This window comes from Gordonia sp. NPDC003585 (assembly GCF_040610755.1).
Taxonomy (GTDB): domain Bacteria; phylum Actinomycetota; class Actinomycetes; order Mycobacteriales; family Mycobacteriaceae; genus Gordonia.
Map to the genome: position 1 here is coordinate 1 of NZ_JBEXMX010000037.1, position 26321 is coordinate 26321.

General features: G+C 66.3%; 25 protein-coding genes. 19 read left to right on the forward strand and 6 right to left on the reverse strand.

Annotated features, from left to right (window positions below; all coding sequences use genetic code 11):
- Positions 1-770, reverse strand: a 770-nt coding sequence (locus ABZW74_RS12145; RefSeq protein ID WP_355276447.1) for a helix-turn-helix domain-containing protein, incomplete at its 3' end; no start/stop codon positions are given.
- Here ABZW74_RS12145 and ABZW74_RS12150 point away from each other — a divergent pair.
- Positions 769-1341, forward strand: a complete 573-nt coding sequence (locus tag ABZW74_RS12150; protein ID WP_355276449.1) for a TIGR03086 family metal-binding protein — start codon at positions 769-771, stop codon at positions 1339-1341. The genes ABZW74_RS12145 and ABZW74_RS12150 overlap by 2 nt on opposite strands.
- Here the strand turns inward: ABZW74_RS12150 and ABZW74_RS12155 are convergent.
- Complete coding sequence (locus tag ABZW74_RS12155; RefSeq protein ID WP_240857423.1) at positions 1332-1727, reverse strand: YccF domain-containing protein; 396 nt, start codon at positions 1725-1727, stop codon at positions 1332-1334. The genes ABZW74_RS12150 and ABZW74_RS12155 overlap by 10 nt on opposite strands.
- Before the next feature lie 50 nt (positions 1728-1777).
- Here ABZW74_RS12155 and ABZW74_RS12160 point away from each other — a divergent pair, with 50 nt between their 5' ends.
- The 16 genes from ABZW74_RS12160 to ABZW74_RS12235 all read left to right on the forward strand — a co-directional run bounded on the left by ABZW74_RS12160 (position 1778) and on the right by ABZW74_RS12235 (position 20083).
- Positions 1778-2029: a hypothetical protein gene (locus ABZW74_RS12160; protein ID WP_355276451.1), complete on the forward strand. Its 252-nt coding sequence runs from the start codon at positions 1778-1780 to the stop codon at positions 2027-2029.
- A gap of 45 nt (positions 2030-2074) precedes the next feature.
- A complete protein-coding gene (locus tag ABZW74_RS12165) occupies positions 2075-3400 on the forward strand; it encodes an FAD-dependent oxidoreductase (RefSeq protein ID WP_355276453.1) in 1326 nt (441 codons plus the stop codon).
- A gap of 74 nt (positions 3401-3474) precedes the next feature.
- Positions 3475-4245, forward strand: a complete 771-nt coding sequence (locus ABZW74_RS12170; RefSeq protein ID WP_355276518.1) for a DUF1365 domain-containing protein — start codon at positions 3475-3477, stop codon at positions 4243-4245.
- Positions 4242-5534: a cyclopropane-fatty-acyl-phospholipid synthase family protein gene (locus ABZW74_RS12175; RefSeq protein WP_355276455.1), complete on the forward strand. Its 1293-nt coding sequence runs from the start codon at positions 4242-4244 to the stop codon at positions 5532-5534. The genes ABZW74_RS12170 and ABZW74_RS12175 overlap by 4 nt, the downstream gene beginning before the upstream one ends.
- Entirely contained in the window at positions 5534-6415 is an 882-nt protein-coding gene (locus tag ABZW74_RS12180; RefSeq protein ID WP_355276457.1) for a DUF1295 domain-containing protein, read from the forward strand. The genes ABZW74_RS12175 and ABZW74_RS12180 overlap by 1 nt, the downstream gene beginning before the upstream one ends.
- Positions 6412-7101: an ECF RNA polymerase sigma factor SigK gene (gene sigK, locus ABZW74_RS12185; protein WP_240857429.1), complete on the forward strand. Its 690-nt coding sequence runs from the start codon at positions 6412-6414 to the stop codon at positions 7099-7101. The genes ABZW74_RS12180 and sigK overlap by 4 nt, the downstream gene beginning before the upstream one ends.
- Complete coding sequence (locus ABZW74_RS12190; RefSeq protein ID WP_355276459.1) at positions 7094-7825, forward strand: anti-sigma factor; 732 nt, start codon at positions 7094-7096, stop codon at positions 7823-7825. The genes sigK and ABZW74_RS12190 overlap by 8 nt, the downstream gene beginning before the upstream one ends.
- 597 nt (positions 7826-8422) lie before the next feature.
- Positions 8423-9733, forward strand: coding sequence for an aromatic ring-hydroxylating dioxygenase subunit alpha (locus ABZW74_RS12195; protein ID WP_355276461.1), 1311 nt, complete (start codon positions 8423-8425; stop codon positions 9731-9733).
- 134 nt (positions 9734-9867) lie between these two features.
- On the forward strand, positions 9868-10866 hold the full coding sequence (locus tag ABZW74_RS12200) for a hybrid-cluster NAD(P)-dependent oxidoreductase (RefSeq protein WP_240857474.1): 999 nt from the start codon (positions 9868-9870) through the stop codon (positions 10864-10866).
- A 29-nt stretch (positions 10867-10895) separates the two neighbouring features.
- Positions 10896-12107, forward strand: a complete 1212-nt coding sequence (locus ABZW74_RS12205; protein WP_355276463.1) for a sarcosine oxidase subunit beta family protein — start codon at positions 10896-10898, stop codon at positions 12105-12107.
- Positions 12108-12129: 22 nt separating this feature from the next.
- Positions 12130-12402 carry a sarcosine oxidase subunit delta gene (locus ABZW74_RS12210; RefSeq protein WP_355276465.1) on the forward strand — a complete coding sequence of 91 codons (273 nt, stop codon included), beginning with the start codon at positions 12130-12132 and terminating at the stop codon, positions 12400-12402.
- Complete coding sequence (locus ABZW74_RS12215; protein WP_355276467.1) at positions 12399-15296, forward strand: FAD-dependent oxidoreductase; 2898 nt, start codon at positions 12399-12401, stop codon at positions 15294-15296. Before ABZW74_RS12210 ends, ABZW74_RS12215 begins: the two co-directional genes overlap by 4 nt.
- The gene (locus ABZW74_RS12220; RefSeq protein ID WP_355276469.1) at positions 15289-15864 is read left to right on the forward strand and encodes a sarcosine oxidase subunit gamma family protein; all 576 of its coding nucleotides are present in this window, start codon (positions 15289-15291) and stop codon (positions 15862-15864) included. The genes ABZW74_RS12215 and ABZW74_RS12220 overlap by 8 nt, the downstream gene beginning before the upstream one ends.
- 2 nt (positions 15865-15866) lie before the next feature.
- Positions 15867-16715 carry a formyltetrahydrofolate deformylase gene (gene purU / locus ABZW74_RS12225; protein WP_355276471.1) on the forward strand — a complete coding sequence of 283 codons (849 nt, stop codon included), beginning with the start codon at positions 15867-15869 and terminating at the stop codon, positions 16713-16715.
- A 57-nt stretch (positions 16716-16772) separates the two neighbouring features.
- Entirely contained in the window at positions 16773-19229 is a 2457-nt protein-coding gene (locus ABZW74_RS12230; protein WP_355276473.1) for an FAD-dependent oxidoreductase, read from the forward strand.
- A gap of 56 nt (positions 19230-19285) precedes the next feature.
- Positions 19286-20083, forward strand: a complete 798-nt coding sequence (locus ABZW74_RS12235) for an IclR family transcriptional regulator (RefSeq protein ID WP_355276520.1) — start codon at positions 19286-19288, stop codon at positions 20081-20083.
- A 176-nt stretch (positions 20084-20259) separates the two neighbouring features.
- On the opposite strand, the gene ABZW74_RS12240 is transcribed toward ABZW74_RS12235, so the two are convergent.
- Positions 20260-21789, reverse strand: a complete 1530-nt coding sequence (locus ABZW74_RS12240; RefSeq protein WP_355276475.1) for an ATP-dependent DNA ligase — start codon at positions 21787-21789, stop codon at positions 20260-20262.
- 115 nt (positions 21790-21904) lie between these two features.
- Between ABZW74_RS12240 and ABZW74_RS12245 the strand changes: the two genes are divergently transcribed.
- The gene (locus ABZW74_RS12245) at positions 21905-22519 is read left to right on the forward strand and encodes an ATP-dependent Clp protease proteolytic subunit (RefSeq protein ID WP_355276477.1); all 615 of its coding nucleotides are present in this window, start codon (positions 21905-21907) and stop codon (positions 22517-22519) included.
- Positions 22516-23121 carry an ATP-dependent Clp protease proteolytic subunit gene (locus tag ABZW74_RS12250; protein WP_240857440.1) on the forward strand — a complete coding sequence of 202 codons (606 nt, stop codon included), beginning with the start codon at positions 22516-22518 and terminating at the stop codon, positions 23119-23121. The genes ABZW74_RS12245 and ABZW74_RS12250 overlap by 4 nt, the downstream gene beginning before the upstream one ends.
- 218 nt (positions 23122-23339) lie before the next feature.
- Here ABZW74_RS12250 and ABZW74_RS12255 read toward each other — a convergent pair whose 3' ends face one another.
- The 3 genes from ABZW74_RS12255 to ABZW74_RS12265 form a co-directional block, all read right to left on the reverse strand.
- The gene (locus ABZW74_RS12255) at positions 23340-23696 is read right to left on the reverse strand and encodes a helix-turn-helix transcriptional regulator (RefSeq protein WP_355276479.1); all 357 of its coding nucleotides are present in this window, start codon (positions 23694-23696) and stop codon (positions 23340-23342) included.
- Between the two features lie 76 nt (positions 23697-23772).
- Positions 23773-25464, reverse strand: a complete 1692-nt coding sequence (locus tag ABZW74_RS12260) for a SulP family inorganic anion transporter (protein ID WP_240857476.1) — start codon at positions 25462-25464, stop codon at positions 23773-23775.
- Between the two features lie 224 nt (positions 25465-25688).
- Positions 25689-26321, reverse strand: coding sequence for an MBL fold metallo-hydrolase (locus ABZW74_RS12265; protein ID WP_355276481.1), 633 nt, complete (start codon positions 26319-26321; stop codon positions 25689-25691).

The following is a 26321-nucleotide window of genomic DNA, read 5'->3' on the forward strand; positions in this document are numbered from 1 at the left end:
GCCAGCGTGCCGTCGGCCGCGCGGAGCCGGCCGGCCGCCTCGTGCAGGCGTCGACGCTGGATCAGCCACTTCGGCGTCAACCCCAGTCGGCGTCGGGTCAACCGTTGCAGACTTCGTTCGGTGAGATGGAATCGCGCACAGATCTGACCGATCGCGACCACCGACGAATCGTTCTCCACGTAGTCGACGATCTCGTTGATCAGCCGCCCGTCGTCGTCGAGTGGGAGGATCGGACGCAACCAGTCCTCGACCACGCCGGTCGCTGCGCGCTGCGTACTCTCGGCGCTCGGTTCGGTGGCCATCGTCGCGCGCACACGGTCCGCGAGTTCGGCGCCTCGCGCACCGAACACCTCCGACAGTTCGGCGTATCGGTCCGTCCACTCGTCGACCGGACCGTCGAGCACCAGTCCACCGGCCGCCGGCGTGAGCATCACACCGACCGCCCAACCCTGGCCGCTCAGCGTCGTCTCACTCAGACCGGTCGCCACTCCGTAGAACCGGGCGTACTCGTTGCTCACCACCATGAGACAGACGGGATACTGCAAGACCCTCTGCGGTGCTTCGGCGCCGGCCGGCACCGACCAGACCGGCACCCAGAATCGGCGGATCACCTCGGCCAGGTCGGGCGTCGGACCCCAACGGCCGATCTGGAACGACGTGTCGGCGGGGTCGACGAGATGTGCTCGTTCGACGTCGTCGAGGCCGTCTCGCCCCGATCTGTCGCGAATGTTCAATCCCGGACCGCCTTGTTCGCTGTTGACTGACATCATGACCACTTCCACTGACACCACACCAACCATCGCCGACCAGTACGCCGAACTCGCGACCGGTTTCGGCGCCATCCTCGACACCGTCGACGCCGACGCGTGGGCGGCCGCGTCGCCGTGCCCGGGCTGGACCGTCCGCGACGTCGTCGGCCACGTGATCGGCACGCAGCGAGACTTCTTCGGCGGCCACGACGTCGACCTCGGTGCGGCGCCCGACCTCGACGATCCCGCGGCGGCCTGGCGAACACATCGCGAGAAGGTCGAGAGCGCCCTGGCCGACCCGCAGGTCGCCGAGTTGACCTTCGACGGCCACTTCGGCCCGACGACCGTCGGCGAAACACTTCTGCGCTTCTACGGATTCGACATGATCGCCCACCGCTGGGATGTCGCGTCCGCAGCAGGGCTCGACCTTCGATTCACCGACGACGAACTCGCGCAGATGGAGAGCGCCGCCGACGGATTCGGCGACGCCCTCTACAGCGAGGGCGTGTGTGAACGCATCGAGATCCCCGACGACGCCGACCGTCAGACCCGGCTCCTCGCACGTCTCGGTCGACGCAGCGATCAGCGGTAGGCGGCCTCGGGCGAGTCGGAGGGCACGATCTCCGCGCCGAGGGGCAACAGCGAGATCGGCACCATCTTGAAGCTGGCGATCCCCAGCGGAATCCCGATGATGGTGATGCACATCAGGATTCCGGCCGTGATGTGGGCGATGGCGAGCCACCAGCCGGCCACGACGATCCAGATGATGTTGCCGATCAGCGACATCGCACCGGCACCGGGCTTGCGCACGACAGTGCGCCCGAACGGCCAGAGTGCGTAGTTCGCCATCCGGAAGGACGCGATCCCGAACGGGATCGTGATGATCAGGATGAAGCACACGATGCCGGCCAGCACATAGCCAATGGCCAGCCAGATACCGCACAGGATCAGCCAGATCACGTTCAGAATTGTTCGCATGCCCGCATTCTCCCCCGGAAACGTCTCCCAGGCGTCGATATGCTGAGGACATGGCAGGACCGGGACGGGGACGCGAGGTTGCCTGGGCGATCCTGACCACGCTCACCCTGGTCGTCCGGATCCTCGCCACCATCGCCCTCGTGCTCCTCGCGATCGGCTGGGCGGTCGCGTCGATCCGCTCCTCGATCGACAACGACTTCCTCTGGCCCGCGGTCGCGAGCGCCGCCGCCCTGCTCGTCAGCACCTATCTCTACAGTCATCTGCGGGCGCGGTACCCACGCCGAAATGGCTGGATTCCGTGACTCCGATCACCCATCCACCAGGGGTTCGGGGTCCGAATACCGGGCATGACACTCACCGGTGAGCCCGGCCCACGATCGATCGCCGTCATCGGCAGCGGCGTCGCGGGTCTGACGGCGGCACATGTCCTGTCCTCGACCGCTCGCGTCACCCTCTACGAGTCCGACGACCGGCTCGGCGGTCATGCCCACACCCACGCGGTGACGATGCCGTCGGGCGCGACGGTCCCGGTGGACTCCGGCTTCATCGTCCACAACGACCGCACCTACCCGACCCTGCTGCGGCTGTTCGATGAACTCCGCGTCGCGACCCAGCCGACCGACATGTCGATGTCGGTGTCGTCGAGGATCACCGGCCTGGAGTACGCCGGCGCGCTCGGTGTGTCGGGCCTGTTCCCCACCGCGCGGAACCTGACCCGGCCACGGTATGTGCTCATGCTCGCGGAGGTGAAGCGGTTCCATCGGGCGGCGCGAACGCTGCTCGACGAGCCCGACGACTCCGGCCGCGACATCGCGCTCGCCGAGTTCGCCGAGCAACAGGGCTTCTCGACGTACTTTCGCGACAACTTCCTGAACCCGCTGGTTGCTGCCGTGTGGTCGTGCGACGAGTCGGCTGCGGCCCGCTATCCGGCGCGCTACCTGTTCACCTTCCTCGACCACCACGGCATGCTCTCGGTGTTCGGTTCGCCGCAGTGGCGGACGGTGGTCGGCGGGTCGATCAGCTACGTGTCCGCCGTCGCCGACGAGATCGGCTCGCGCGGCGGCGACGTCCGCACCAACGCACCGGTCACCCGCGTCACCGAGTCCGACGGTGGGGTCGAGGTGACCGCCGACGACGGCGCGGGCCCGTCGAGGTTCGACGCGGTGGTGATCGCAACTCACCCGCACCAGGCGCTGGGCATGCTCGCCGACGCGACCCCGCTACGGCGCAAGGTTCTCGGCGACATCACCTACCTGTCCAAACCGGCTGCGCTGCACACGGATACATCGCTCATGCCCCGCGCGCGTCGGGCCTGGGCGTCGTGGAACTACCAGATCCGTTCCGACGGCGACGAGGTCGCGGTGACCTACGACCTGACGCGACTGATGCGGTTGCCGACGACAGACCCGCGGATGCTCGTCACCCTGGGCCGTACCGATCTGATCGACCCCACTCAGATTCGCGCGCAGATGACCTACGAGCATCCGCTGTACACCACCGAATCCGTCGCTGCTCAGGCACTTCTCCCCCAGATCGACTCCGACACCATCGTGTTCGCGGGGGCCTATCACGGTTGGGGCTTCCACGAGGACGGCGCCGCCTCCGGCGCACGTGCCGCCGCTCGACTGGGCGTGACCTGGGGTCCGCACACGGATCGTCGGGTGATGGCATGACGGGCGCCGGGAGCGAAGCGAGCGGGCCCAATGTGACGACCGGCGCCGGGAGCGAAGCGAGCGGGCCCAATGTGATGACCTCCCTGATCAAGCCTTCGCTGGTTCCGTGCACGATCGGCCACACTCGTCGGACGCCGATCCGGCACGCCTTCACCTACCGCAGTTACACCTGGTTCGTCGACATCGACGACTTGCCGCAGCTGCCGCGCCATCTGCGTCCATTTGCCCGCTTCGTCCCCGACGATCACTTCCCCGAACCACCGACTCCCGGTGCGTCCCTGCGTGATCGGCTCGACCGTCACGTGCGTGACGCGGGTGTCGAGCCGGTGGATGGCCGGGTGACCGCGTTGCTCGCGGCGCGCGTCGCCGCGCATGTGTTCAATCCGCTGAGCGTCTTCTGGTGTCATCACGCCGACGGTTCGCTCGCCTATGTGGTCGCCGAAGTGCACAACACCTACGGCCAGCGACACTGCTACATCGTCGCCACCGACACCGCCGGGCGCGCAACCGTCGACAAGCGTTTCTACGTGTCGCCGTTCCATCCGGTCGACGGGCATTACACGCTGTCGCTCCCCGAACCCGATGCGTCGGGCCGGGTGTCGATCTCGGTGACCTTGCACCGCGAGGGCCAGGGACCGTTCGTCGCGACTCTGCGCGGTCGCGCGACGCCGGCCACCCGCCGGGCGATCGTCGCCGCCCAGCTGCGAATGCCGCTCGCGCCGCTGGCGGTCTCGGCACGAATTCGACTGCACGGCATACGACTCTGGTTGCGGCGGCTGCCCGTCGCGTCGCGGCCGACACATCCTGAAACCACCACCGTCCACCTCGAGGAGGTCAACCGATGAGCACCCCCACCCAGAATCACGGCGGCAACCCGACCCCATCCGTCGACGCCGCGCGCTGGCCGGACGTCGCCTCCCTTCCCGGCGGCATCTCGTCGCGCGTGCGAGCGCGCGCGGCCGCAATGCTGTTCCGACGCAATGTAAATGCCCTCGACATCCGCGTAGAGTATCCCGACGGATCGCTCGGCGGACGACGCGCCGACGAGTTGCAGCCGCGGATGATCGTGCGCAGGCCCGACGAGTTCTGGCGCCGGCTCGGCTCCGGTGGTCTGATCGGTTTCGGCGAGGCGTTCATGGCCGGCGATTGGAGCACCGACGACCTGGTCGGCGTCCTGACGCCATTCGCCACCCGTGCGGCCCGGCTGGTTCCTCGCGCACTGCAGCCACTGCGCTCCCTGGTGTTGCCGAGACATCCTGCGGCAGAGGAGAACACGACCGCCAATACGCGCAGCAACATCGCGCGGCACTACGACCTCTCCAACGAGATGTTCGCCACCTTCCTTGACGAGACGATGACCTACTCCAGCGCCGTCTTCGACCAGCTCTCGCCCGAATCACCGCCCGCGTGGGCGGATCTCGCGGATGCGCAGCGCCGCAAGATCGATCGGCTCCTCGACCTGGCGGGCGTCGGGCCCGGCTCCCGCGTCCTCGAGATCGGCACCGGCTGGGGCGAACTGTGCATCCGTGCCGCCCAACGTGGTGCCACCGTGCGATCGGTGACCCTGTCGAGTGAACAGCGCGACCTCGCGCGTCGCCGCGTCGCCGCGGCCGGCTTGTCCGAGCGGGTGCAGATCGATCTCCTCGACTACCGCCATGTGCAGGGCAGCTACGACGCGGTGGTCTCTGTGGAGATGATCGAGGCCGTTGGCGAAAAGTATTGGTCCACATATTTTTCCACCATCGATTCGGTGCTCGCCCCGGGTGGTCGGGTGGCCATCCAGGCGATCACCATGCCGCACGACCGCATGATGGCCTCCCGCAACACGCACACCTGGATCCACAAGTACATCTTCCCCGGTGGCCAGTTGACTTCCGTGCCAGCCTTGCGCGCCGTCGTGCGTCGTCACACGGAACTTGGTCTCACCCATGGGATCTCGCTCGGCCCGCACTATGCGGAGACCCTGCGGCTGTGGCGCGAGCGCTTTCTCGCCCACAGCGACGAGGTCACGCGGCTCGGCTTCGACCAGACGTTCCTGCGCATGTGGCAGTTCTATCTCGCCTACTCCGAGGCCGGATTCCGCGCCGGTTACCTCGACGTGTACCAACTGGTCTTCACCCGGGAGCCGTCCTGATGTCCGGGTGGTCAGGGTTCGTCGTTGTCACCGTCGCCGCACTCCTGCTGCTGACGGTGATCCAGGGTGTGGCGATGCTGATCGGCCATCGCATCGGTCGCTACAACGTCGTCGACGTCGTCTGGGGACTCGGTTTCGTCGGCGTCGCCTGGCTTGCGGTGGCGATCGGCGACGGCGACGCCACCCGTCGCTGGCTGCTGGCGATCCTGACCTCCGTCTGGGGGTTGCGCCTGTCCTGGCACATGCACGTCAAGTCCCGCGGTAGGGGCGAGGACCCGCGCTATACCGCGCTACTCGAACGTGCCGGCGCCGGGAGCGCAGCGAGCGGGCCGAATTTGGCCGGCGCCGGGAGCGCAGCGAGCGGGCCGAATGTAGCCGGCGGCAACGGCCTCGGGATCGTGGCGCGCAAGATCTTCGCGACACAGGGCGCATCGCAATGGTTTGTCTCGTTGCCGATCCAGGTGTCGGCGGTACTGGGATCTGGCGGAACCCTGGCCACGGTCCTGACCGTCGTCGGGACCCTGCTCTGGGTCGGCGGGTTCGGTTTCGAGGCGATCGGCGACGCGCAGTTGCGGCGGTTCAAATCCGACCCCGCCAACAAGGGCGTCATCATGGACCGCGGGCTGTGGTCGTGGACCCGCCACCCCAACTACTTCGGCGACGCGTGCGTCTGGTGGGGCATGTGGATCATCGCCGCGTCGGTGTGGCCGGGCGTGCTCACCCTGCTCTCACCGATCGCAATGACGTACTTCCTCGTGTACGCGACCGGCGCACGGCTCCTCGAGCAGTCGATGAGCAAGCGACCGGGCTATCCCGAGTACCAGGCACGCACGTCGTACTTCTTGCCTCGGCCGCCGCGCAAGGTCACGGCAGCGCCATGATTCTCGCGCCGGGTCTGTTCTCGAGCGTCGTCGGCGCGCCCGCGTTGTTGAGCGCCTCGGGCGGGCGCACTAATGTGACCCTCGATGACCGCGTTGAGATTCGGCCCGCTCGCGTGACCGCACAGTCCTCCACCGAGGTGGCGAGGCTTGCCGGGCTGCTCGCGCGGGTCGCGGCCCGGGATCAGGCGGCATTCGCGGACTTCTACGACGCCACGAGCGACCGGGTGTACGGAATGGTACTGCGCGTACTGCGCGACCCCGGATACAGCGAGGAGACCACCCAAGAGGTGTTTCTGCAGGTCTGGCGCACCGCGGATTCCTACTCCCCCGACGCCGGGTCCCCGCTGTCGTGGCTTCTCACCCTGGCGCACCGTCGCGCGGTCGACCGGGTTCGCAGCGAGACCGCCAGTTCCGCGCGCGAGGCGCGCTATGGCGCGGAGAACTACGAATCCACCTTCGACACGGTGAGCGAGGCGGCCGGGTCGGCCGAGACCACCGAGGCGGTCCTGGGGTGCCTGGACTCGCTGACCGACACGCAGCGCCAGTCCGTCGACCTCGCCTACTACCAGGGACTCACCTATCGGGAGGTCGCCGAGCGGCTCGCGGTCGCGCTGCCGACGGTCAAGAGCCGCATTCGCGACGGTCTCACCCGGCTGCGACGCTGTCTGGGAGATCGTGATGTCTGACGACGAGCTCCTCGAACTAGCACCCGTGGTCGGACTCAACGCGCTGTCCGACGACGAGCTCCGCGAGGTCGAAGCACAACTGGCCGACGCCTCACCCGCGACGCGCGACGAGTTCGCGCGCCAGGTCCGCGCCACCAGGGAGGCGATGGCCTCGGTCAGTTCGGTCACCGCGACCGCACCTCCGTCGACGCTCCGCGACCGAATCCTCTCGTCGGTGACCGAGGGTGACGAAACCGCGACCAGCGAGACGTCGAACGTGGTGTCACTGCCGAATCGGCGCCGACGGATCATCTATTCGGCTGCAGCCGCGGTGGTCGCCATCGCGGTCGGTGCGGTCGGCTGGGCGATCGGGTACTCGATGACCGACGACGACGCGCCGCCACCCGGGCCCGAGCAGGTGTTCGCCGCCAAGGATGTCCAGTCCTCCGCCGGCGCTGTCGCCACCGGAACCGCAACCGTCTACTTCTCGCACAGCACTGATTCCGGTGTCCTGGTCATGAATTCGGTCCCACCGCCCAAACCCGGCACCGTGTACCAGATGTGGCTGGTCGGCCCCGAAGGTGCACGATCGGCCGGCACCATGACCGAGAAGGACGTCCAACCGGTCACCACCGCGGTCATCCCGAACCTGCAATCGGCGACAGCGCTCGCCTTCACCGTCGAACCGCCCGGCGGGTCCGCCAGTCCGACGACTCCGTTCGTCGCGCAACTCCCGCTGAGCTGATCCGACGAGCTTGGTGACCGCCGCGCGAACTGCGGAAATCCGTACCTGGGAGGCGCGCCGAGTCACAATGCATGTGGTCGGGTTGAGGTGTACAGCCATCCGACGGGTCGCGATCTGAATGCGTCGCCCTCGGCAACCACGCTCTTCCCACCTCCACGATCGCCGACGTAGCAACGCTGACTCGAGAGATTCGGTGAGCGACGCTGTGAACTGGGGAAATGCGTCAGCGTCCTGCCGAAAAATCTAGGGGAAGAACTTTCTTCCCCGGGGTTCACAGTCCTCCGCGAGTAATTTCTGGGGGAAGACACCAAGGGTAGGGGACGAATCTTCGTCCCCTAGTTTCCCGGGCGAATCGGTGAGACGACAACGCAGACTCACCACGTTTCGGGGCTGCACAAACACCAGCACTCGCGTTCTCCGATTCGGCACCGGCGACACTTCGCACGCCCCACTTGACACGTGACCTCACGGATCGCACACTTGTTGCGTACACCGCTCTATGTTGCATATGACGCAACTTACCCGTGTCGGACCGCCGCCGATCCGATCACCGTCAATCACGAACATCCGTCACAGAGATTGGTACCCGCTGTCACGATGACCCCTCACCTCGTCTCGAGTGCAGACAGCAGCGTCACACCAGCCACCCAGCGCCTCATCCGCGACCGGGTCGTCGGGCAGAGTCTGCCTGCGCCCTTCTACGTCGACGACGAGTTCTTCACGCTCGATCTCGACGAGGTGTTCTCCAAACGCTGGATCTTCGTCGCCACCGAGGCCGAGATCCGCGAGCCGGGCGACTACGTGACCATCGACTTCGGCACCCGTTCGGTCATCATCGCCCGCGACGACGACGGCCGAATCAAGGCGCACCACAACGTGTGTCGTCACCGCGGGGCCCGACTGCTCACCGAGCCGAGTGGCTCGACCGGCACAATCGTATGCACCTACCACTCCTGGACCTATGGGATGGACGGCCGGCTGATGTTCGCCGAGGCCCAGGCACCGGGCTTCCAGAAGTCCTGCTACACATTGCGTTCGGTCCACGTACGATCGATCGCCGGCCTCATCTTCATCTGCCTGGCTGCGGACCCGCCCACCGACATCGATGATGTCGCCGAGATCGTCGAGCCGTACCTTGCCCCGCACCGTCTCGCCGAGGCGAAGGTCGCAACGCAGACCGACCTCGTCGAAGACGGCAATTGGAAACTCACGATGGAGAACAACCGTGAGTGCTACCACTGCGCGGGGCATCCGGAACTGCTCAACGTCTTCTTCCCGACATGGGGTTACAGCACTGACGACGCAATCCCCGCGCGACTCGAACCCGTCTTCGCTCGCTACCGGAAGGCCACCGCGGAGGCGAGAGAGGTGTGGGATTCCTACGGCCTTCCTCACCCTCGCATCGAGCAGCTGGACACGCGCACAACGGGTTTCCACATCGAGCGTGATGCCATGGACCTCGCCGGAGAGTCGTTCACACTCGATGGCACGGCGGCCTGTACACGTCTGCTGACCGACATGGAAGAAAAGCGCCTCGGGCGGCTGTCGATGCACCTGCAGCCCAACATGTGGTTGCACGTCACGAGTGACCACGCTGTGCTGTTCTCGGCGATCCCGCTCGCCGCGGACAAGACCGTCGTGCGCACCACCTGGCTGGTGCACGCCGACGCGGTGGAAGGCATCGACTACGACCTCGATCGCCTGACCTCCGTGTGGGAGATCACCAACCAGCAGGATGCCGACCTCGTTGCGCTTGCCCAGCAGGGCATCCGCAGCCCCGCCTACGAGCCTGGTCCCTACGGTCCGTCCGAGTTCCAGGTCGAGGCATTCGTCAACTGGTACATCACCACTTTGCGCACCAACCTCGGAATACCCTCCATTGCAGCGCCAACGGGGCAGACCGCGTGACCGGCGCCGGGAGCGAAGCGAGCGGGCCGAATGTCACCGGCGCCGGGAGCGAAGCGAGCGGGCCGAATGGGAACAAGCCACGACCCACCGATCATCTCCTTGCCTGTGTCGATCGCAGCGACACCACCCGAGAGATGGCGACCTTCACTTTCCGGGTTCTCCCACACATCGCGGACGGGGAAGGCGGCGAGGAGGATTCGCAGACGATTGCCTTCGAGCCGGGACAGTTCTTGTCGTTCACCCTCGACATCGACGGACGTTCGGTCCAGCGCTGCTACAGCATCTCATCACCGCCGACGCGGCCGGGTACCCTGTCCATCTCCGTCAAACGTGTTGCCGGTGGCCATGTCTCGAACTGGCTGCACGACAACATGGCACCGGGGATGGTGATCGCGGCCAGCGGCCCCCTGGGCCGGTTCACCTACACTGCCCGTCCTGCCGAGAAGTACCTCTTCATCTCCGCGGGCAGCGGGATCACACCGGTGATGTCGATGGTTCGTGCCATCACCGACGCCAACGCTCCCACCGACATCGTCTTCGTCCACAGCGCGCGCAGTGTCGACGACATCCCGTTCCGCGACGAACTCGAAGACCTCGCCCAGCGGCATCCCAACCTCACTCTCGCGTTCGCCGCCACCCGCATGCCCGACGACGAGCTCCCGGAATGGACCGGTCATCGCGGCCGCGTCGATCGCGCGATGATCGAACGTGTCTGCCCCGAGCTTGCCGATCGCATCGTATTCCTCTGTGGACCAGGACAGTTCCGCAGCGGCGTCCGCTCCGCACTCGTTGCGGCCGGGGGCGACCTCGCACTCATCCACGAGGAGAGTTTCGGCAGCCGGATGCCCACCGTGCCGCCGGACGACGACGCCGGAGTCGTCGTCGACTTCACCCGCCGCGCACGACGTATCACCGTGACTCCAGGCACCACGATCCTCGCCGCGGCGGCCGCGGCAGGTGTCACCCTGCCGTCGACGTGCGGCATGGGTCTGTGCGGATCGTGCAAGGTGGTCAAGTTGTCCGGCGATGTCGTCATGAATCATCAGGGCGGAATCCGCGCCCGTGAGATCTCACAGGGCAAGATCCTGCTCTGCTGCTCCGAACCACTCTCCCCGGTCGAGATCGACTTCTGATGAGAGATCGACTTGTGAAAAGGACGACGATGCAACAGCCCGAACATCCCGGCCACCTGTGGCGCAACCCCGACCCCAAACCCTCCTACGACGTTGTCATCGTCGGCGGCGGAGGACACGGGCTCGCGACCGCGCACTACTTGGCGCGCAACCACGGAATCACCAACGTCGCAGTGCTGGAACGTGGTTGGCTGGCCGGCGGCAACATGGCCCGCAACACGACGCTCATCCGGTCCAACTACCTGTGGGACGAGAGCGCCGGCATCTACGAGCACTCGCTGAAGCTGTGGGAGACACTCGAGGAGGAACTGGGCTACCCGATCCTGTTCAGCCAGCGCGGAGTTCTCAATCTCGCGCACACCGAGCAGGACGTCCGCGATAGCGTCCGACGCGTGGAAGCCAACCGCCTCAACGGAATCGACGCGCAGTGGCTCGATCCCAAGCAGGTCGCCGAGGTGTGTCCGATCGTCAACACCTCGCAGGACATCCGCTACCCCGTGCTGGGCGCGACCTTCCAGCCACGTGGTGGTATCGCCAAGCACGACTATGTCGCTTGGGGATTCGCTCGCCGCGCGAGCGAGGCCGGTGTCGACATCATCCAGAACTGCGAGGTCACCGGGTTCGTCACCGACGGCGGGCGCGTCACCGCGGTCGAGACCAGCCTCGGGCGCATCGGAGCGGGTACCGTCGCCCTGTGCGCCGCCGGGCACACGTCGACACTCACCGACCAACTCGGCATCCCGGTCCCCGTACAGAGCCACCCATTGCAGGCGTTGGTTTCCGAACTGCTCGAACCCGTCCACCCGACGGTCGTCATGTCCAACGCGGTTCATGTCTATGTGTCCCAGGCACACAAGGGCGAGCTGGTCATGGGAGCGGGCGTGGACTCGTACAACGGCTACGGCCAGCGCGGCGCCTTCCACATCATCGAACGTCAGATGGCGGCCGCCGTCGAGTTGTTCCCCATCTTCGGCCGGGCCCGGCTCCTGCGGACCTGGGGTGGCATCGTCGACGTCACACCCGATGCATCTCCGATCGTCGGCGCCACCCCCTTCGACAACGTGTACCTCAATTGTGGCTGGGGAACAGGCGGATTCAAGGCCACCCCTGGTGTGGGCTGGTGCATGGCGCACACCGTCGCCACCGGTCGGCCACACGGCATCAACGCACCTTTCACCCTCGACCGTTTCGTCACCGGCGCACTCATCGACGAACACGGCGCAGCCGCCGTCGCACACTGATCCCCAACGGAGACAACCAGCCATGCAGATGATCCCCTGCCCGCACTGCGGACCACGCGAGGAGACCGAGTTCCATTACGGCGCGGCCGCGGGCATCGCCTATCCGGCCGAACCCGCTGGGCTCGACGACACGGCCTGGGCGCACTACCTGTTCTTCCGCCCCAATCCCAAAGGTGTGCTGCGTGAACGGTGGTGCCACAGCGCCGGATGCCGGCAGTGGTTCACCATCGAGCGAGACACCGTGTCGTACGCAGTCACCGGCCATCCCCTCCCATCGCGCGAGGTGAACCGATGAGCAACCGGTTACGTACCGCGAGCGGCGGCCGTATTGACCGTGACCGTCCGATCGACTTCGTCTTCGACGGCACCACCTACACCGGGTACGCAGGCGACACCCTGGCATCGGCGCTGCTGGCCAACGGGATTCGCCCCGTCACCACCAGTGTGAACCTCGGCCGCCCGCGTGGCATCACCGGATCGTGGGCCGAGGACCCGACAGCGCAGGTCGGCATCGACGCACCTTTTGCCGAACCGATGGTTCCTGCCACGACGGTCGAGTTGTGTCCGGGTCTCGTGGCGCACGGCGTGCCGGGTCGGGGCAAGCTCTCCGCCGATCCCGACAACGCCCGCTACGATGCCCTGCACCACCATCCGGACGTCCTCGTCATCGGTGCGGGCGCAGCGGGTTTGATGGCTGCACTCATCTCGGCTCGCGCGGGCCTCGAGGTGTTACTCGTCGATGATCGGGCCGAACCCGGCGGGGCCACCCCGTGGGCACCGTGGGTCGAGCACGCCGTGGCGGAGTTCGACGCGTTCCCCGAGACGCGCCGACTTGTCCGTACCACTGCATTCGGTGGCTACGAGGACGGATTCGTCCTCGCTGTCGAACGACGCACAGACCACTTCGGTGTCGATGCGCCGACGCATCTGTCCCGGCAGAGGGTGCACCGAATCCGGGCTCGACGCATCATCGTTGCCACGGGTTCGCACGAGCGTCCGATCGTGTTCGCCGACAACGACCTTCCCGGCGTGATGCTGGCCGGTTCGGCTCTCGACCACCTCCGCCGGCACGGTGTGCTGGTCGGCGGTCGCGCCGTTGTGTTCACCGCATGCGATTCCGCCTACGACGCTGCGTTCGCGCTCGCCGAAGCCGGGGTCGAGGTGCCGGCCATCGTCGACGTGCGGCCGGTCGTGTCGGCCGATCTCGTGGAAACCGCGCGGCGACTCGGTATTCCGCTGCACACCGACGCCGTGGCGCGTCGTGCCATCGGCGACGATGCTGTGGTCGGCGCAGAGATCACCGGCGCCGGGAGCGGAGCGAGCGGGCCGAATGTCACCGGCGCCGGGAGCGGAGCGAGCGGGCCGAATGTCACCGGCTCTGGAATCGAGGCGTCCTTCACCATCGACTGCGACACGATCCTGGTCAGCGGTGGATGGAATCCGGCCGCGCACCTGTGGAGCCAGCTGCGTGGTGCCATCGACTTCGACGAGCACTTGGGTGCCTTCGTCCCCACTGGATCTGTACCGAACACCGAGATCGTCGGGGCTGCAGCGGGTCTACTTACGGTCCAGGGTTGCCTCGCCGACGGGCGGCGCGGTGCGCTGGCAACCCTGCTCTCGTTGGGCACGGTGCTCCCCGAGTTCCGTGGGGTCCCCCGCGTCGACGAACGGACCCCTGCGGCCACCGCTGTCTGCTGGCGCGTCCCGGGAGATCCGGACGCCGCGACCACGTCGTTCGTCGACCTGCAGCGTGACGCCACCGTCGCCGACATCGCACGCGCGATCGGTGCCGGTATGCGTTCGGTTGAGCATGTGAAGCGCTACACCACCATCGGGACCGGACACGACCAGGGCAAGACATCGGGCGTCCTCGCCTCGGGTATCGTCGCGGAACTCCTCGGCATCCCCGTCGGAGATGCGGGAACCACCACCTTCCGACCGCCGTACACGCCGGTGTCTTTCGCCGCTCTCGCCGGTCGTGCGCGCGGCGAGCTCTACGATCCGGTGCGCCGAACACCTGTTCATGAGTGGCATGTCGACCGGGGTGCAGTCTTCGAGGACGTCGGTCAGTGGAAGCGGCCCCGCTACTATCCGCGCGGCGGGGAGGATATGGATTCCGCGGTGCTGCGCGAATGTGCCGCTGTCCGAAGCGGAGTCGGCATCCTCGACGGCTCCACCCTGGGTGTCATCGACGTCGCCGGGCCCGATGCCGGCGTCTTCCTGGACCTGCTCTACGCCAACATGATGAGCAGTCTGGCCGTCGGCAAGGTCCGCTACGGCGTGATGTGCGGCCCCGACGGGATGGTGCGCGACGACGGTACCGTGCTCCGCGCCGCCGACGATCGCTACACCGTCTACACGACCACCGGAAACGCGGCCGCCATCCTCGACTGGATGGAGGAATGGCATCAAACCGAATGGCCGCACCTGCGTGTCTTCACCACCTCACTGACCGACCAGGTCGCCACCTTCCCCGTCGTCGGTCCTCGTTCGCGCGACGTCGTCGGGACCGTCTTCGCGGAGCTCGATGTCAGCAACGACGCCTTCGAGTTCATGGGCTGGCGCGACACCACTTTCGGTCGCGTTCCCGTTCGCATCGCTCGGATCAGTTTCTCCGGCGAGCTCGCCTTCGAGGTCAACGTGGATGCCGGCCACGCCAGGGCCGTGTGGGACGCACTCATCACCGCCGGTGAGCCGCATGGGATCACGCCATACGGCACCGAGACGATGCACGTCCTGCGCGCCGAGAAGGGCTATCCGATCATCGGGCAAGACACCGATGGAACGGTCAGCCCGCACGATCTCGGGATGTCCTGGGTGGTGTCGAAGCGCAAGCCCGACTTCATCGGCAAGCGCTCGTTCGCCCGCGCGTCCAACCACGACCCTCGCCGCAAGCAGCTCGTCGGATTGCTCCCCACCGACCGGGTCACGCGGCTACCGGAGGGGTCGCAGATCATCGGCTACTCCGACGACCGCAGATTGCCGCCACCGCCGATTCCGATGCTGGGTCACGTCACGTCGAGCTACCAGAGCGCCGAACTGGGAAGACCGTTCGCGCTCGCACTCCTCCAGGGTGGATCGGCCTTGATCGGTGAGCGCCTCGACGTCCCCATTGGCGATGTCTTGTGCGAAGTCGAGGTCACCTCAACAGTTTTCGTCGATGCGCAAGGAGAACGCCGCGATGGATGAACTCACCATGGCCACCCCGCTGACCGCGTGGGCCGACCGGTTCGCGTCGCACGCCCCGGCGGTACTGCTGGCCGAAACCCCTTGCGCGCAAGTCAGTGTGCGCACCGACGACGCTGAGGCGATCAGTCGGCTCGGACTTCCCGGGGTCTGCCGCATCACACGTGATCGCCGCGGATCGGAAACCGCTGTGTGGCTCGGGCCCGACGAGTGGCTGTTGACGTCGACACACCGGACATCATCAGAGTGGCTCGCCGAGGTGGAGCGTCGTGCCGGAGCGAGCTGCTATGTCGCCGACGTCTCGGGCCAGCGAACACGCGTCGAACTCGGCGGCGCTCATGCGAGAACGATTCTCGCTCACGGTTGCTCCATCGACCTGTCTCCCCGCTCTTTCGCTCCCGACGAGGTGGCGCAGACCCTGATCGCCCAGACCGGAGTCATTCTGCATCGCAGCGAAGACCACGAACGGTTTGTGCTCTATGTGCGCAGCTCGTTTGCCGAGCACCTCGCCGCGTGGCTCGTCGACGCCGCCCACGAGTATGTCCATCCACTACCGACGCCCGGGAGTTGACCATGTCTCACGTGTTCACACTGACACTGCGCTGCCCGTCCCGCGCCGGGATCATGCATGCCATCAGTTCCTTTCTCTACAGCCACGGCTGCGAGGTGATCGATCACCGGCAGTTTGACGACCCGGTGACCCACACCCTGTTCGTGCGAACCGAATTCACGTCAGCGCGCACCTCCACCGGCGCGGAACTCGCCGCCGCCTTCGACTACCTCGCGACCGGGCTCGACGCCACCTACGAGGTCAGCGACAACAGTCCGCAGCGCATCCTGGTGATGGTGTCCACCCTCGGGCACTGCCTCAATGATCTCATCTTCCGCTGGCGCGCAGGCACTCTCGGTGGCGAGCTGGTCGGGGTGGTATCCAATCACACCGAGCTCGCCCCGATGGCCGAATCCGCAGGCCTCCCGTTCCACCACATACCCGTCGCACCGGATACCAAGTCGAGCGCGGAGACCGAGATGCTGAGCCTGGTCGATCGATACGACGCCGACCTGGTGGTGCTGGCCCGATACATGCAGATCCTGTCCGACGAGACCTGCTCGGCGCTACGCGGAAGAGCAATCAACATTCACCATTCGTTCCTCCCGGGATTCAAGGGCGCCAAGCCCTATCACCAGGCACATGAACGCGGCGTCAAGTACGTCGGCGCCACCGCGCATTACGTGACACCGGATCTCGACGAAGGACCGATCATCGAGCAGGAAGTGATCCGCATCGATCACACACACGACCCGCGGCGACTGGCAACTGTCGGAAGCGATGCCGAGGCACTTGCCCTGTCCCGCGCGGTGCGCTGGCACGCCGAGCGTCGCGTCCTCATGAACGGCACCAGCACCGTCGTCTTCAGTTGATCCCGTCTTCAGTTGATCCCGTCTTCAGTTGATCCCGATCCCCCAGAAGGATTCCTCATGACCACACCGAAAGTCGTCATCGTCGGCGCCGGCATCGTCGGGTCGTCACTGGCCGACGAACTGACCGCCCGCGGGTGGACGGACGTGACCGTCCTCGATCGCGGTCCTCTGTTCGCCACCGGCGGTTCGACCTCTCACGCCCCCGGCCTCGTCTTCGCCACCAACCCGTCGAAGACCATGACCGAGCTTGCCTCCTACACGCTCGAGAAGTTCTCGTCCCTGGAGCATCCGGACGGCTGGTGCTTCAACCATGTGGGCGGCCTGGAGGTGGCCACCACCGAGGCACGCTGGACCGACCTGCATCGCAAGGCCGGTTGGGCGGCTTCGCGAGGCGTCGAACACGAGTTGCTCGATCCAGCGGAATGCGTTGCGCTGCATCCGCTCATCGACCCCGACACCATCCTCGGCGGCCTGCACACGCCCCGCGACGGGCTGGCCAAGGCGCTGCGGGCCGTCGAGGCACAGGCCACTCGGGCGATGGCTCGCGGTGCCCGATTCCTACCGCATCAAGACGTCGTCGAGGTGGTCGAGTCCAACGGCGCCGTTCGTGGCGTGCGCACCACCACCGGCATCGTCGACGCCGACATCGTGGTGTGCTGCACCGGATTCTGGGGCCGCGAGTTCGGCCGGCGCGTGGGTCTGACGATCCCGCTGGTCCCGATGGCCCATCAGTACGCGATCACCACCCCGGTCGCCTCCCGAGCGGGCGTGAACTCCCCGCTCGCCGAGGCGTCGCTGCCGATCCTGCGTCACCAGGACCAGGATCTCTACTTCCGCGAGCACGGCGATCGCCTCGGCATCGGTTACTACGGTCACCGACCGATGCCGTCCGACGTCGGTGCACTCGACTACGACGCGGTGATCTCACTCGACGAGATGCCGTCCAAACTTGCTTTCACGCCAGGCGATTTCGAGGAAGCGTGGCTGCAGAGCGCGGCGCTGCTGCCCGAATTGGGCGACGGCAAGGTCGAGGAGGGTTTCAACGGCATCTTCTCCTTCACCCCCGACGGCCACTCGGTCATGGGCGAACACCGTGAGCTGTCGGGGTTCTGGGTCGCCGAGGCGGTGTGGGTCACCCACTCGGCGGGCGTCGCACGGACCATGGCCGAGTGGATGATCGACGGCACGCCCGGCATCGACGTCCACGAGACCGACCTGTACCGCTTCGAGGATGCCGCGCTCACCGACGACTTCATCCTGACGACGAGTTCCCAGTCGTTCGTCGAGGTGTACGACGTCATCCATCCGCACGACCAGCGCCAGGCGCCACGGCAGGTGCGTACCAGTCCGTTCTACGAACGTCAGGTCGCGCTCGGTGCCCAGTTCTGGGAGGCAGGTCTGTGGGAGCGCCCGGCCTGGTTCGAATCCAACGGTGCGCTGCTGGATTCGCTGATCGCAGATGGCCTGGAGATCCCCGCGCGGGACGCGTGGTCGGCGCGACACTGGTCGCCGATCGCGGTGGCCGAGGCCGCGTGGACGCGCAGTCACGTCGCCGCCTACGACATGACGCCGCTGACCCGTTACGAACTCTCGGGACCCGGCGCGCTCGACCTGCTGCAACGGTTGACCACCAACAACCTCGACAAGTCGGTCGGTTCGGTGACGTACACGCTGATGCTCGACGAGAAGGGTGGTGTGCGTTCCGATCTGACCGTCGCGCGCCTTCGTGAACAGACCTTCCAGGTCGGCGCAAACGGTCCCACCGACTTCGACTGGATCAGCCGCCATCTTCCCGACGACGGTTCGGTCTCCCTGCGCGACATCACCGGAGCCACCTGCTGTATCGGACTGTGGGGACCGCTGGCTCGCGATGTGCTGGGTCCGCTGACACCGCTCGATCTCACCAACGACGGATTGCGCTACTTCCGATCGGCCGCGACCACCATCGGGTCGATTCCGGTCACGCTGATGCGGGTGTCCTACGTCGGCGAACTGGGTTGGGAGATCTACACGTCGGCCGAATACGGCCGCGCACTGTGGGATCTGATCTTCGACGCCGGTGCGCCGCACGGCATCATCGCGGCCGGCCGAATCGCGTTCAACAGCTTGCGGATCGAGAAGGGCTACCGTTCGGCGGGTACCGACATGACCATCGAACACACTCCGTCGGCCGCCGGACTCGACTTCGCCGTCCGCATGTCGAAGGACACCTTCATCGGGAAAGAGGCACTTCCGCAGCGTGATTCGACGTCGCAGCTACGCACCCTGCGTCTCGCCGATCCAGCCGCCGTCGTGCTGGGCAAGGAGCCGGTCTCCTTCGGCGACGACGTCGTCGGCTATGTGACCAGTGCGGGCTGGTCGCCGACTGTCGGGGCCTGTCTCGCCTTCGCATGGCTGCCGTCGGACGTCTCCGACGGAACCGAGGTCCACGTCGCCTACCTGGAGACCACCTACCGTGCGACCGTCGTGGCCGATCCGGTGGTGGATCCGGAGATGAAACGCATCCGCCGATGAGCGAACCGGTCGTGGTCCCGGGCTTCGTCAACCGGCGCGGTAGTGTGGGTCTCGCCATGTCTGATGCGTCCGATTCCGAGAAGTCCGCAGGCGGCGCCGTCCAATCGGTTGACCGCGCGCTGCAGTTGCTCGAACTGATCGGACGCGCCGGCTCGGCAGGCGTCACCGAGCTGTCCGTCGAGCTGGGCGTACACAAATCGACTGTGTCGCGCCTGCTGGCGTCGCTCGAGTCCCGCGGGTTTGTCGAGCAGTTGTCCGGTAGCCGCAAGTACCGCATCGGATTCACGGTGGTGCGTCTCGCCGGGTCCACCACGGCCACGCTCGACTTGGCGCGGCACGGTCAGGACATCTGCGACGCCCTGGCGATGACGACCGGGGAGACGACCAACCTGGCGGTGCTCGGCGGCCCGCAAGCGATCAACGTGGTGGAGGCGCAGGGGTCGTCCAGCGTCGCGTTGCAGACGTGGGTCGGACAGTCGTCGCCGGCGCACGCCACGTCGTCGGGCAAGGTGTTGCTCAGCGCCCTGACCGCAGCGGAACTGCGCAAGACGCTGCCACGGAAACTGCCGCAGTACACCGAGCACACCATCACCGATTTCGACGCCCTGGTGACCGACCTCGCGACCATCACCGAACGCGGCTGGGCCATCGCCGAAGAGGAGTTGGAGGTGGGACTCGTCGCCGTCGCCGCGCCCGTGCGCGACCAGGCCGGCCGCGTGGTGTCTGCACTGAGCGTCTCCGGCCCGCGCTATCGCCTCGACCCCGACGACGCCCCCGACCTCGCCGACAGCATCATGCGGTCGGCCGCCGAACTGAGCGCCCGGTTCGGGTATCACGGCTCGCGCAAAATCTAGGGGAAGAAGTTTCTTCCCCTATCCTTGGAGTCCTCCCCACCAATTTTCGCGGGGAGGACTTGGAACTTGGGGGAAGAAGTTTCTTCCCCTAGATTTTGCGGGCAGGACACTGACGCATTTCCGCAGGTCAGCGGGATTGGACTCCTAGCCCTTCGTGTCAGAGCCTCTCCAGTTGATCATTTGAGCAACCCCCGAATCGTCTCGATCGTGTCCGCTTGATCAGCGGTCTTGTCCGGGCGATACCGCACCACCCGCGCGAAGCGCAGCGCCACCCCGCCCGGATAGCGCGAACTGCGTTGCACGCCATCGAGTTCGATCTCGACGACGATCTCCGGCCGAAGATAGACGGTGTGATCGTCCCGTCGGATTTCGTGTCGTGGGAATTCCTCTGTCTGCCAACGCAACAGCTCGTCGGTCAGTCCTTTGAAGGTCTTGCCCACCATGATCGGGGTGTCTGGACTCGCTGAATCTCGCGCTCCCAGATGGAGATTCGACAACCAGCCGCGCCGCCTGCCCGAGCCCCACTCCGCGGCAAGGACGACGAGGTCGAAGGTGTGGACCGGCTTCACCTTCTGCCACGCCTTACCGCGTCGGCCCGCAGTGTAGGTTCCCGACAGCGACTTCACCATCACGCCTTCGTGCCCGTCGGCAAGTGCCGCGTCGAAGTGGGTGCGTGCCTCGTCGGGAGTCGGTGCGGTCACCGACGGAATGCGCAGCGCGGGCGCGATCGAGTCGATGGCGGCGAGCCGTTCTGACAGTGGGCGGTCGATGAGGTCGGCACCGTCGAGGTGCAGACAGTCGAAGAAGAACGGCCGCAGCACACGTTGCACGTCGGCCTCTGCGCCGTCGGCGAATCCGGATCCGAAGCGGCTCATCGTCTCCTGGAACGGACGGGGCCGACCGTCAACATCCAGGGTCAGCGTCTCACCATCGAGAATGACTGATTCACAAGATAATTCGGCCACGACGGCGACGATGTCGGGAACCCGCTCCGTCACGTCGTGCAGCGTACGGGTGAAGACCTTGATGTCGGAACCCTGCCGATGAACCTGCACCCGGGCACCGTCGAGTTTGTAGTCGACCACGACGTCGGTGCCGAGCACAGCGAGCGCGTCGTCGAGGTTCTCGGCGGGTGTCGCCAGCATCGGTTGCACTCCGCGACCCACCTGCAGAGTTACCCCGGCCAACGCGTCGGCACCACCGAGAACAGCGAGACCGGCGGTCGCCGGCAGCGATCCGGTCAGCATGTGGGCCCGACGGACAAGCGCAAGGGGTTGGTGTGACGCCTTGGCGATGGCATCGGTCATCACACCCGCCAGCGCGCCCTGCCGAAGTTCCCCGGTCAGAAGCGCGATGAGGAATCTCTGTTCGGACTCGGTGGCGGCCGACATCAGCCCGCGCAAGGTCTCTGTGCGGCGCCCCGCCGAGCCGGCGCCGGTCGCCGTCGCCAGTGCGGTCAGCGCCGCGTCGACCTCTGTCACCGTGAGCGTCGGCGCGTCGCCCGGGGTGGCGTCGAGCTTGGCGATCGAACGCCACCCGACCCCCAGCCGTCCCTGCGGTATCTCGCCCGACAGCCAGGCCACCACTACCGGGAGTTCGGCAGCGCCGGCAGCAGACAACAGCTCGGCGAGCACCCCGGTTTTGCGCAGTCGCGACCGGTCCTGTGCAACACTCGCCGACGCGAGGACGACGTCGTCCAGATTCACCGAGAGCCTCCCTCGTCGATAGGCCGCACGATACGCCGCTCCGCCGACAGCAGCACTCGACCGCTCAGAGCAGCACCTGCGCGCAGTCGCCGGCTGCGCGATCCACGCTGGGCACATGAGTGACACACGACCGCATGTCCTGCGGAAACGCACAGCCGACAATCTGATCAATCAACGCATCCTGATGCTCGACACCGCACTCGACGACGAGATCGGCAGTCTGCTGTGCGCGCAGATGGTGATGCTCTCCGCCGAGGACCCGGTCGCCGACATCTCGCTCTGGATCAACTCGCCCGGCGGATCGGTGCCCGCGATGCTCGCCATCATGGACACCATGCGGTTGATCCCGAACGACGTCGTCACCGTCAACCTCGGCATGGCCTACAGCGCCGGACAATTCCTGCTCTGCACGGGGACCCGAGGCAAGCGGTACATCCTCCCGCACGCCAAAGTGCTTCTGCATCAAGGATCGGCAGGGATCGGCGGGTTCGCGCCCGACATCGAACTACAGGCCGACGACCTACGGCACGTCCGCGACACGGTGCTCGGCATCATCGCCGATCAGACCGGCCAACCGCTCGAGCGCATCTTCGACGACTCGCTGCGCGATCACGTGTTCACCGCCGCCGAGTCCGTCGAGTACGGCTTCGTCGATCACATCGTCGACAACCTCGCCCAGATACGCCCGCGCGCAACAGCTCCCACCGGATTTGGGGTGAAAACCGCATGAGCACCTACACCATCCCGAATGTCATCACCCGGACTCCGCAGGGCGAGCGGGTGATGGATGTCTACAGCCGGCTGCTCGATGATCGAATCCTGTACTTGGGAACCGAGATCGACGACGGGGTGGCCAACGCGCTGATCGCCCAGATCCTGCATCTCGACTCCGACAACCCCGAGACGCCCATCGAGCTGTACATCAATTCGCCAGGAGGGTCGGTGACCGCGACCTTTGCGCTCTACGACACCATGCAGTACTGCCACGCACCGATCGCGACCACCTGTGTGGGACAGGCGTTGTCGTCGACAGCGCTGCTACTGGCCGCCGGCGAACCCGGGCGTCGGTCGGTGCTGCCACATGCGCGGGTTCTGCTCCACCAACCGTCGGGTCAGGGGCGAGGCACCATTCCCGATCTGATCTTGGCCGCCGAAGAGATCCTGCGCATCCGCGCGGAGATCGAGACCGCGCTCAGTCATCACACCGGTCAGGATCTCGAAACCCTGCGGCGTGACACCGATCGTGATCGGGTTCTGCGTGCTGACGAGATCGTCGCCTACGGCCTCGCCGACCAGATCATCGACGCGCGTGCGCCGCTGGCGCGGACCTGACGTCGCGGGTCATCGACCGCTCCCGCTCCAAAGGGTGATCTCTTCCACTCCCGCTCCAAAGGCGCGGGATCCCTTCCGCTCCCTGAGGTGCTCGAGGCGCTAGCCGAGAGCCTCGAAGGGCTCGGCAAGACAAGGCAATTCGGCGACCAAGTAACGACGGTCACCAGGGCTTCGAGGCTCGTCGCTTGCGCTCCTCACACCTCAGCCATCGGGTGGGATCACGCGGCAAGCGCAACTGGTCCGCGGAAACCGTTGTGCGGCATATACCTCGGGCCGACCGTCGTGGTGGAGCGCAGCCGGACCGGGACCAACGACGACGCCCGGCTCAGTTCGGCGGCGACCTCCCGCGTCAGGTCCAGCAAGGTCAATTCGAGGGCACCTGCCACGGCGATCAGCAACTCTGACGACGCGTCCTTGCGACCACGTTCGAGCTCGGAGAGGTACTGGCTCGACACCCCGGCACGTCGGGCAGTCTCCACGAGTCGCTCGCCACGCTCATGTCGATGACGGCGCAGGACGCGCCCGGTCACTTCCCGCCAGAGGGGTTCGGGCTGCGGCGCATGGTCGACTGCCATGTGCACGATGGTATGCCTCCCTCATTCGGGTGGCTGCGGGTTCTGCTCTGAGCAGAACGCTTTCGTGGGCGGTTGTTCAGCTGCCGAGAGCCTCGGGGAACGCCTCCTCAAACGCGCGCACCGCAGCTCCAACAGTCGGATACACATGGTCGGGGTTGAGATCGGCGAGCACGCCATCACTGCGCAGTGCCGCAGAGAGTTCCGGGTCGACGCCGGCCAGCACGAAATGGGCGTTGCGGGAATGCACGAACTTGATCAGGTTGCTCAGCACCGTCGACGCCGAGTAGTCGACGTCGCCGATCACCGTGCAGTCGAGCACCAGCCAGCGCAACGGGTCCGGGGCCTGGCGAACCAGCGCACTGACGTCGTCGGCGAATCGACTTGCGTTGGCGTAGAACAGGTCCGCGTCGTACCGGAACACGATCAGACCGGGTAGCGACTGCAATCCCGGCTCCGCCGGTTGGTATCGGCGGTTGCGGCCGTGGTCGCTGACGCCGACCACGAACCGCTCCGGTCGATACTGGCGGCGGATGATCTCGAGCAGTGAGACCCCCATCGCCGTGATGATGCCAGTTTGCACACCGAACGCGATCACGACCACTGCCGTGACGATCGCGATACCGAACTCGATCCGCCGGACCTGCCAGATCCGTTTCAACGCATGCACATCGATCAAATTGACGGCGATGAGGAACACGATCGACGACAGCACCGCATGCGGGAGGTTGGCCAGCGCCGAATCGAGGAACACCACCACGAGCAGCGTCACACCAGCCATCGTGATGTTGGCGACCTGCGTCCGAGCGCGCTGCTCCTCGAGGATCTGCGTCTTGGTGGGACTGCCGTTGACCACGAACGTACCCGACACACCGGCAAGGGCATTCGCGCCGGTAAGGCCGAAGATGTCCCGGTTGACATCGGCAACGTCACCGTTCCGCTGGGCGAATCCTCGTGCCGTGGCGGCGCTTTGCGCCAAGATCACGATCGCGCAGCCGATGGCGACGGTCGCCGCCTTGGGGACCTCCGACCATCCGAGGCCATCCGGGAGGCCCAGTGGGGGCAGACCGCCGTCGAGGGCTCCTACAACGGCGAGATCGTCGGACCAGCCGAGCACCGAGACGAGCACGATCGACCCCACGACCACGATGATCGCCGCCGGAAGCTTGGGCGCAAACCGGCGCGCGCCCACCATGATTGCCAGTGTCGCCACCGCGAAACCGAGCGACCACGGATCGATGTCGCCGAGGTGCCGAAGGATCTGCCACCACCGGTCGACGAGCGAACCCTCCGAACCCTCGATGCCGAGCATGTCCGGGACCTGACCCGTGAGGACGGTGATTCCGGTGCCGGCGAGAAAGCCCACGAGTACCGCCGTCGACAGGAAGTCACCGAGGAACCCGAGCCTCAGCAGCCACGCCACCCCCAGCATGCCCGCGGTGACCAGGGCGATGAGACCGGCCCACGCCAGCCACTGTTGGCTGTCGGGTGCCAGACCCGCGATACCGAGCCCCGCGATGCCCGATGCAAGGAGGGCCGCAGTCGCCGAATCCGCCCCCACCACCATCAACTTGGAGGAGCCGAGAATCGCAAAGGCAAGTGCCGGCAAGATGATCGAGTACAGACCGGCGACGATCGGGACGTGGGCGATCGAGCTGTAGCCCATGCATTCCGGAATCGCCACGGCCGCCAGCGTCACGCCGGCGAGCACATCGGTCCGCAGCCACGCAGCTCGATATCCCACCAGCGCAGGCGGCACGAGCCGGGCCATCTTCTGCGCGGTGCTGCGATGCGTCGGCGGTGGTGTCACCGATCAAGAATAGGCGCGCAACCTAGTGGTCACCGACATTCTCGGCTCGCCAGGTTTCGATACGCGTCAGGCGGTTCCTGAGTAGCGAGCTTGCGAGCGTATCGAAGGGCGCAAGCTCGCGTGACGCCACTCAACCAGCAGATGAATTCCGCAGTTCAGAGGCGTCGGCTACCGGCCCTTTCGATTCAACTGCCGCGCTTGATCCATTCCTCCAGATGCGGCGACTCGGTGCCGACGGTGGTCCCGTCGCCATGCCCGGTGTAGACCTGGGTCTCCGGGTCGAGGGTGAAGATCTTCTCCTGGATGGACGCGATGATCGTCGGGAAGCTGGAGTAGCTGCGTCCCGTCGCGCCCGGGCCGCCGGAGAACAGGGTGTCGCCGGAGAAGAGGACACCGGCCTCCGGCACGTAGATCACCGACGACCCCGGTGAGTGCCCGGGAGTGTTGATCACCTTGAGACCGGTTCCGGCCACCGAGATCTCTTGTCCGTCTTCGAGATCGCCATGCTCGACGTCGGGATGCGTGTCGTTCCACAGCATGTCGTCACCGGGGTGCAGCAGGATCGGTGCACCCGTCTGCTCGGAAAGCTCAGGGGCGACGGTGATGTGGTCGTTGTGCCCGTGGGTCAGCACGATCGCCTTGACGGTGCGATCACCCACGCCGGCCAGGATCGGCGCGGCGGAATGCGCCGCGTCGATGATCACCACCTCGTCGTCGTCGCCGATCAGCCAGATGTTGTTGTCGACGTCCCACGTCCCGCCGTCGAGCGAGAACGTGCCGGACGTGACGACATTGTCGATGCGAAGTTCACCACTCAT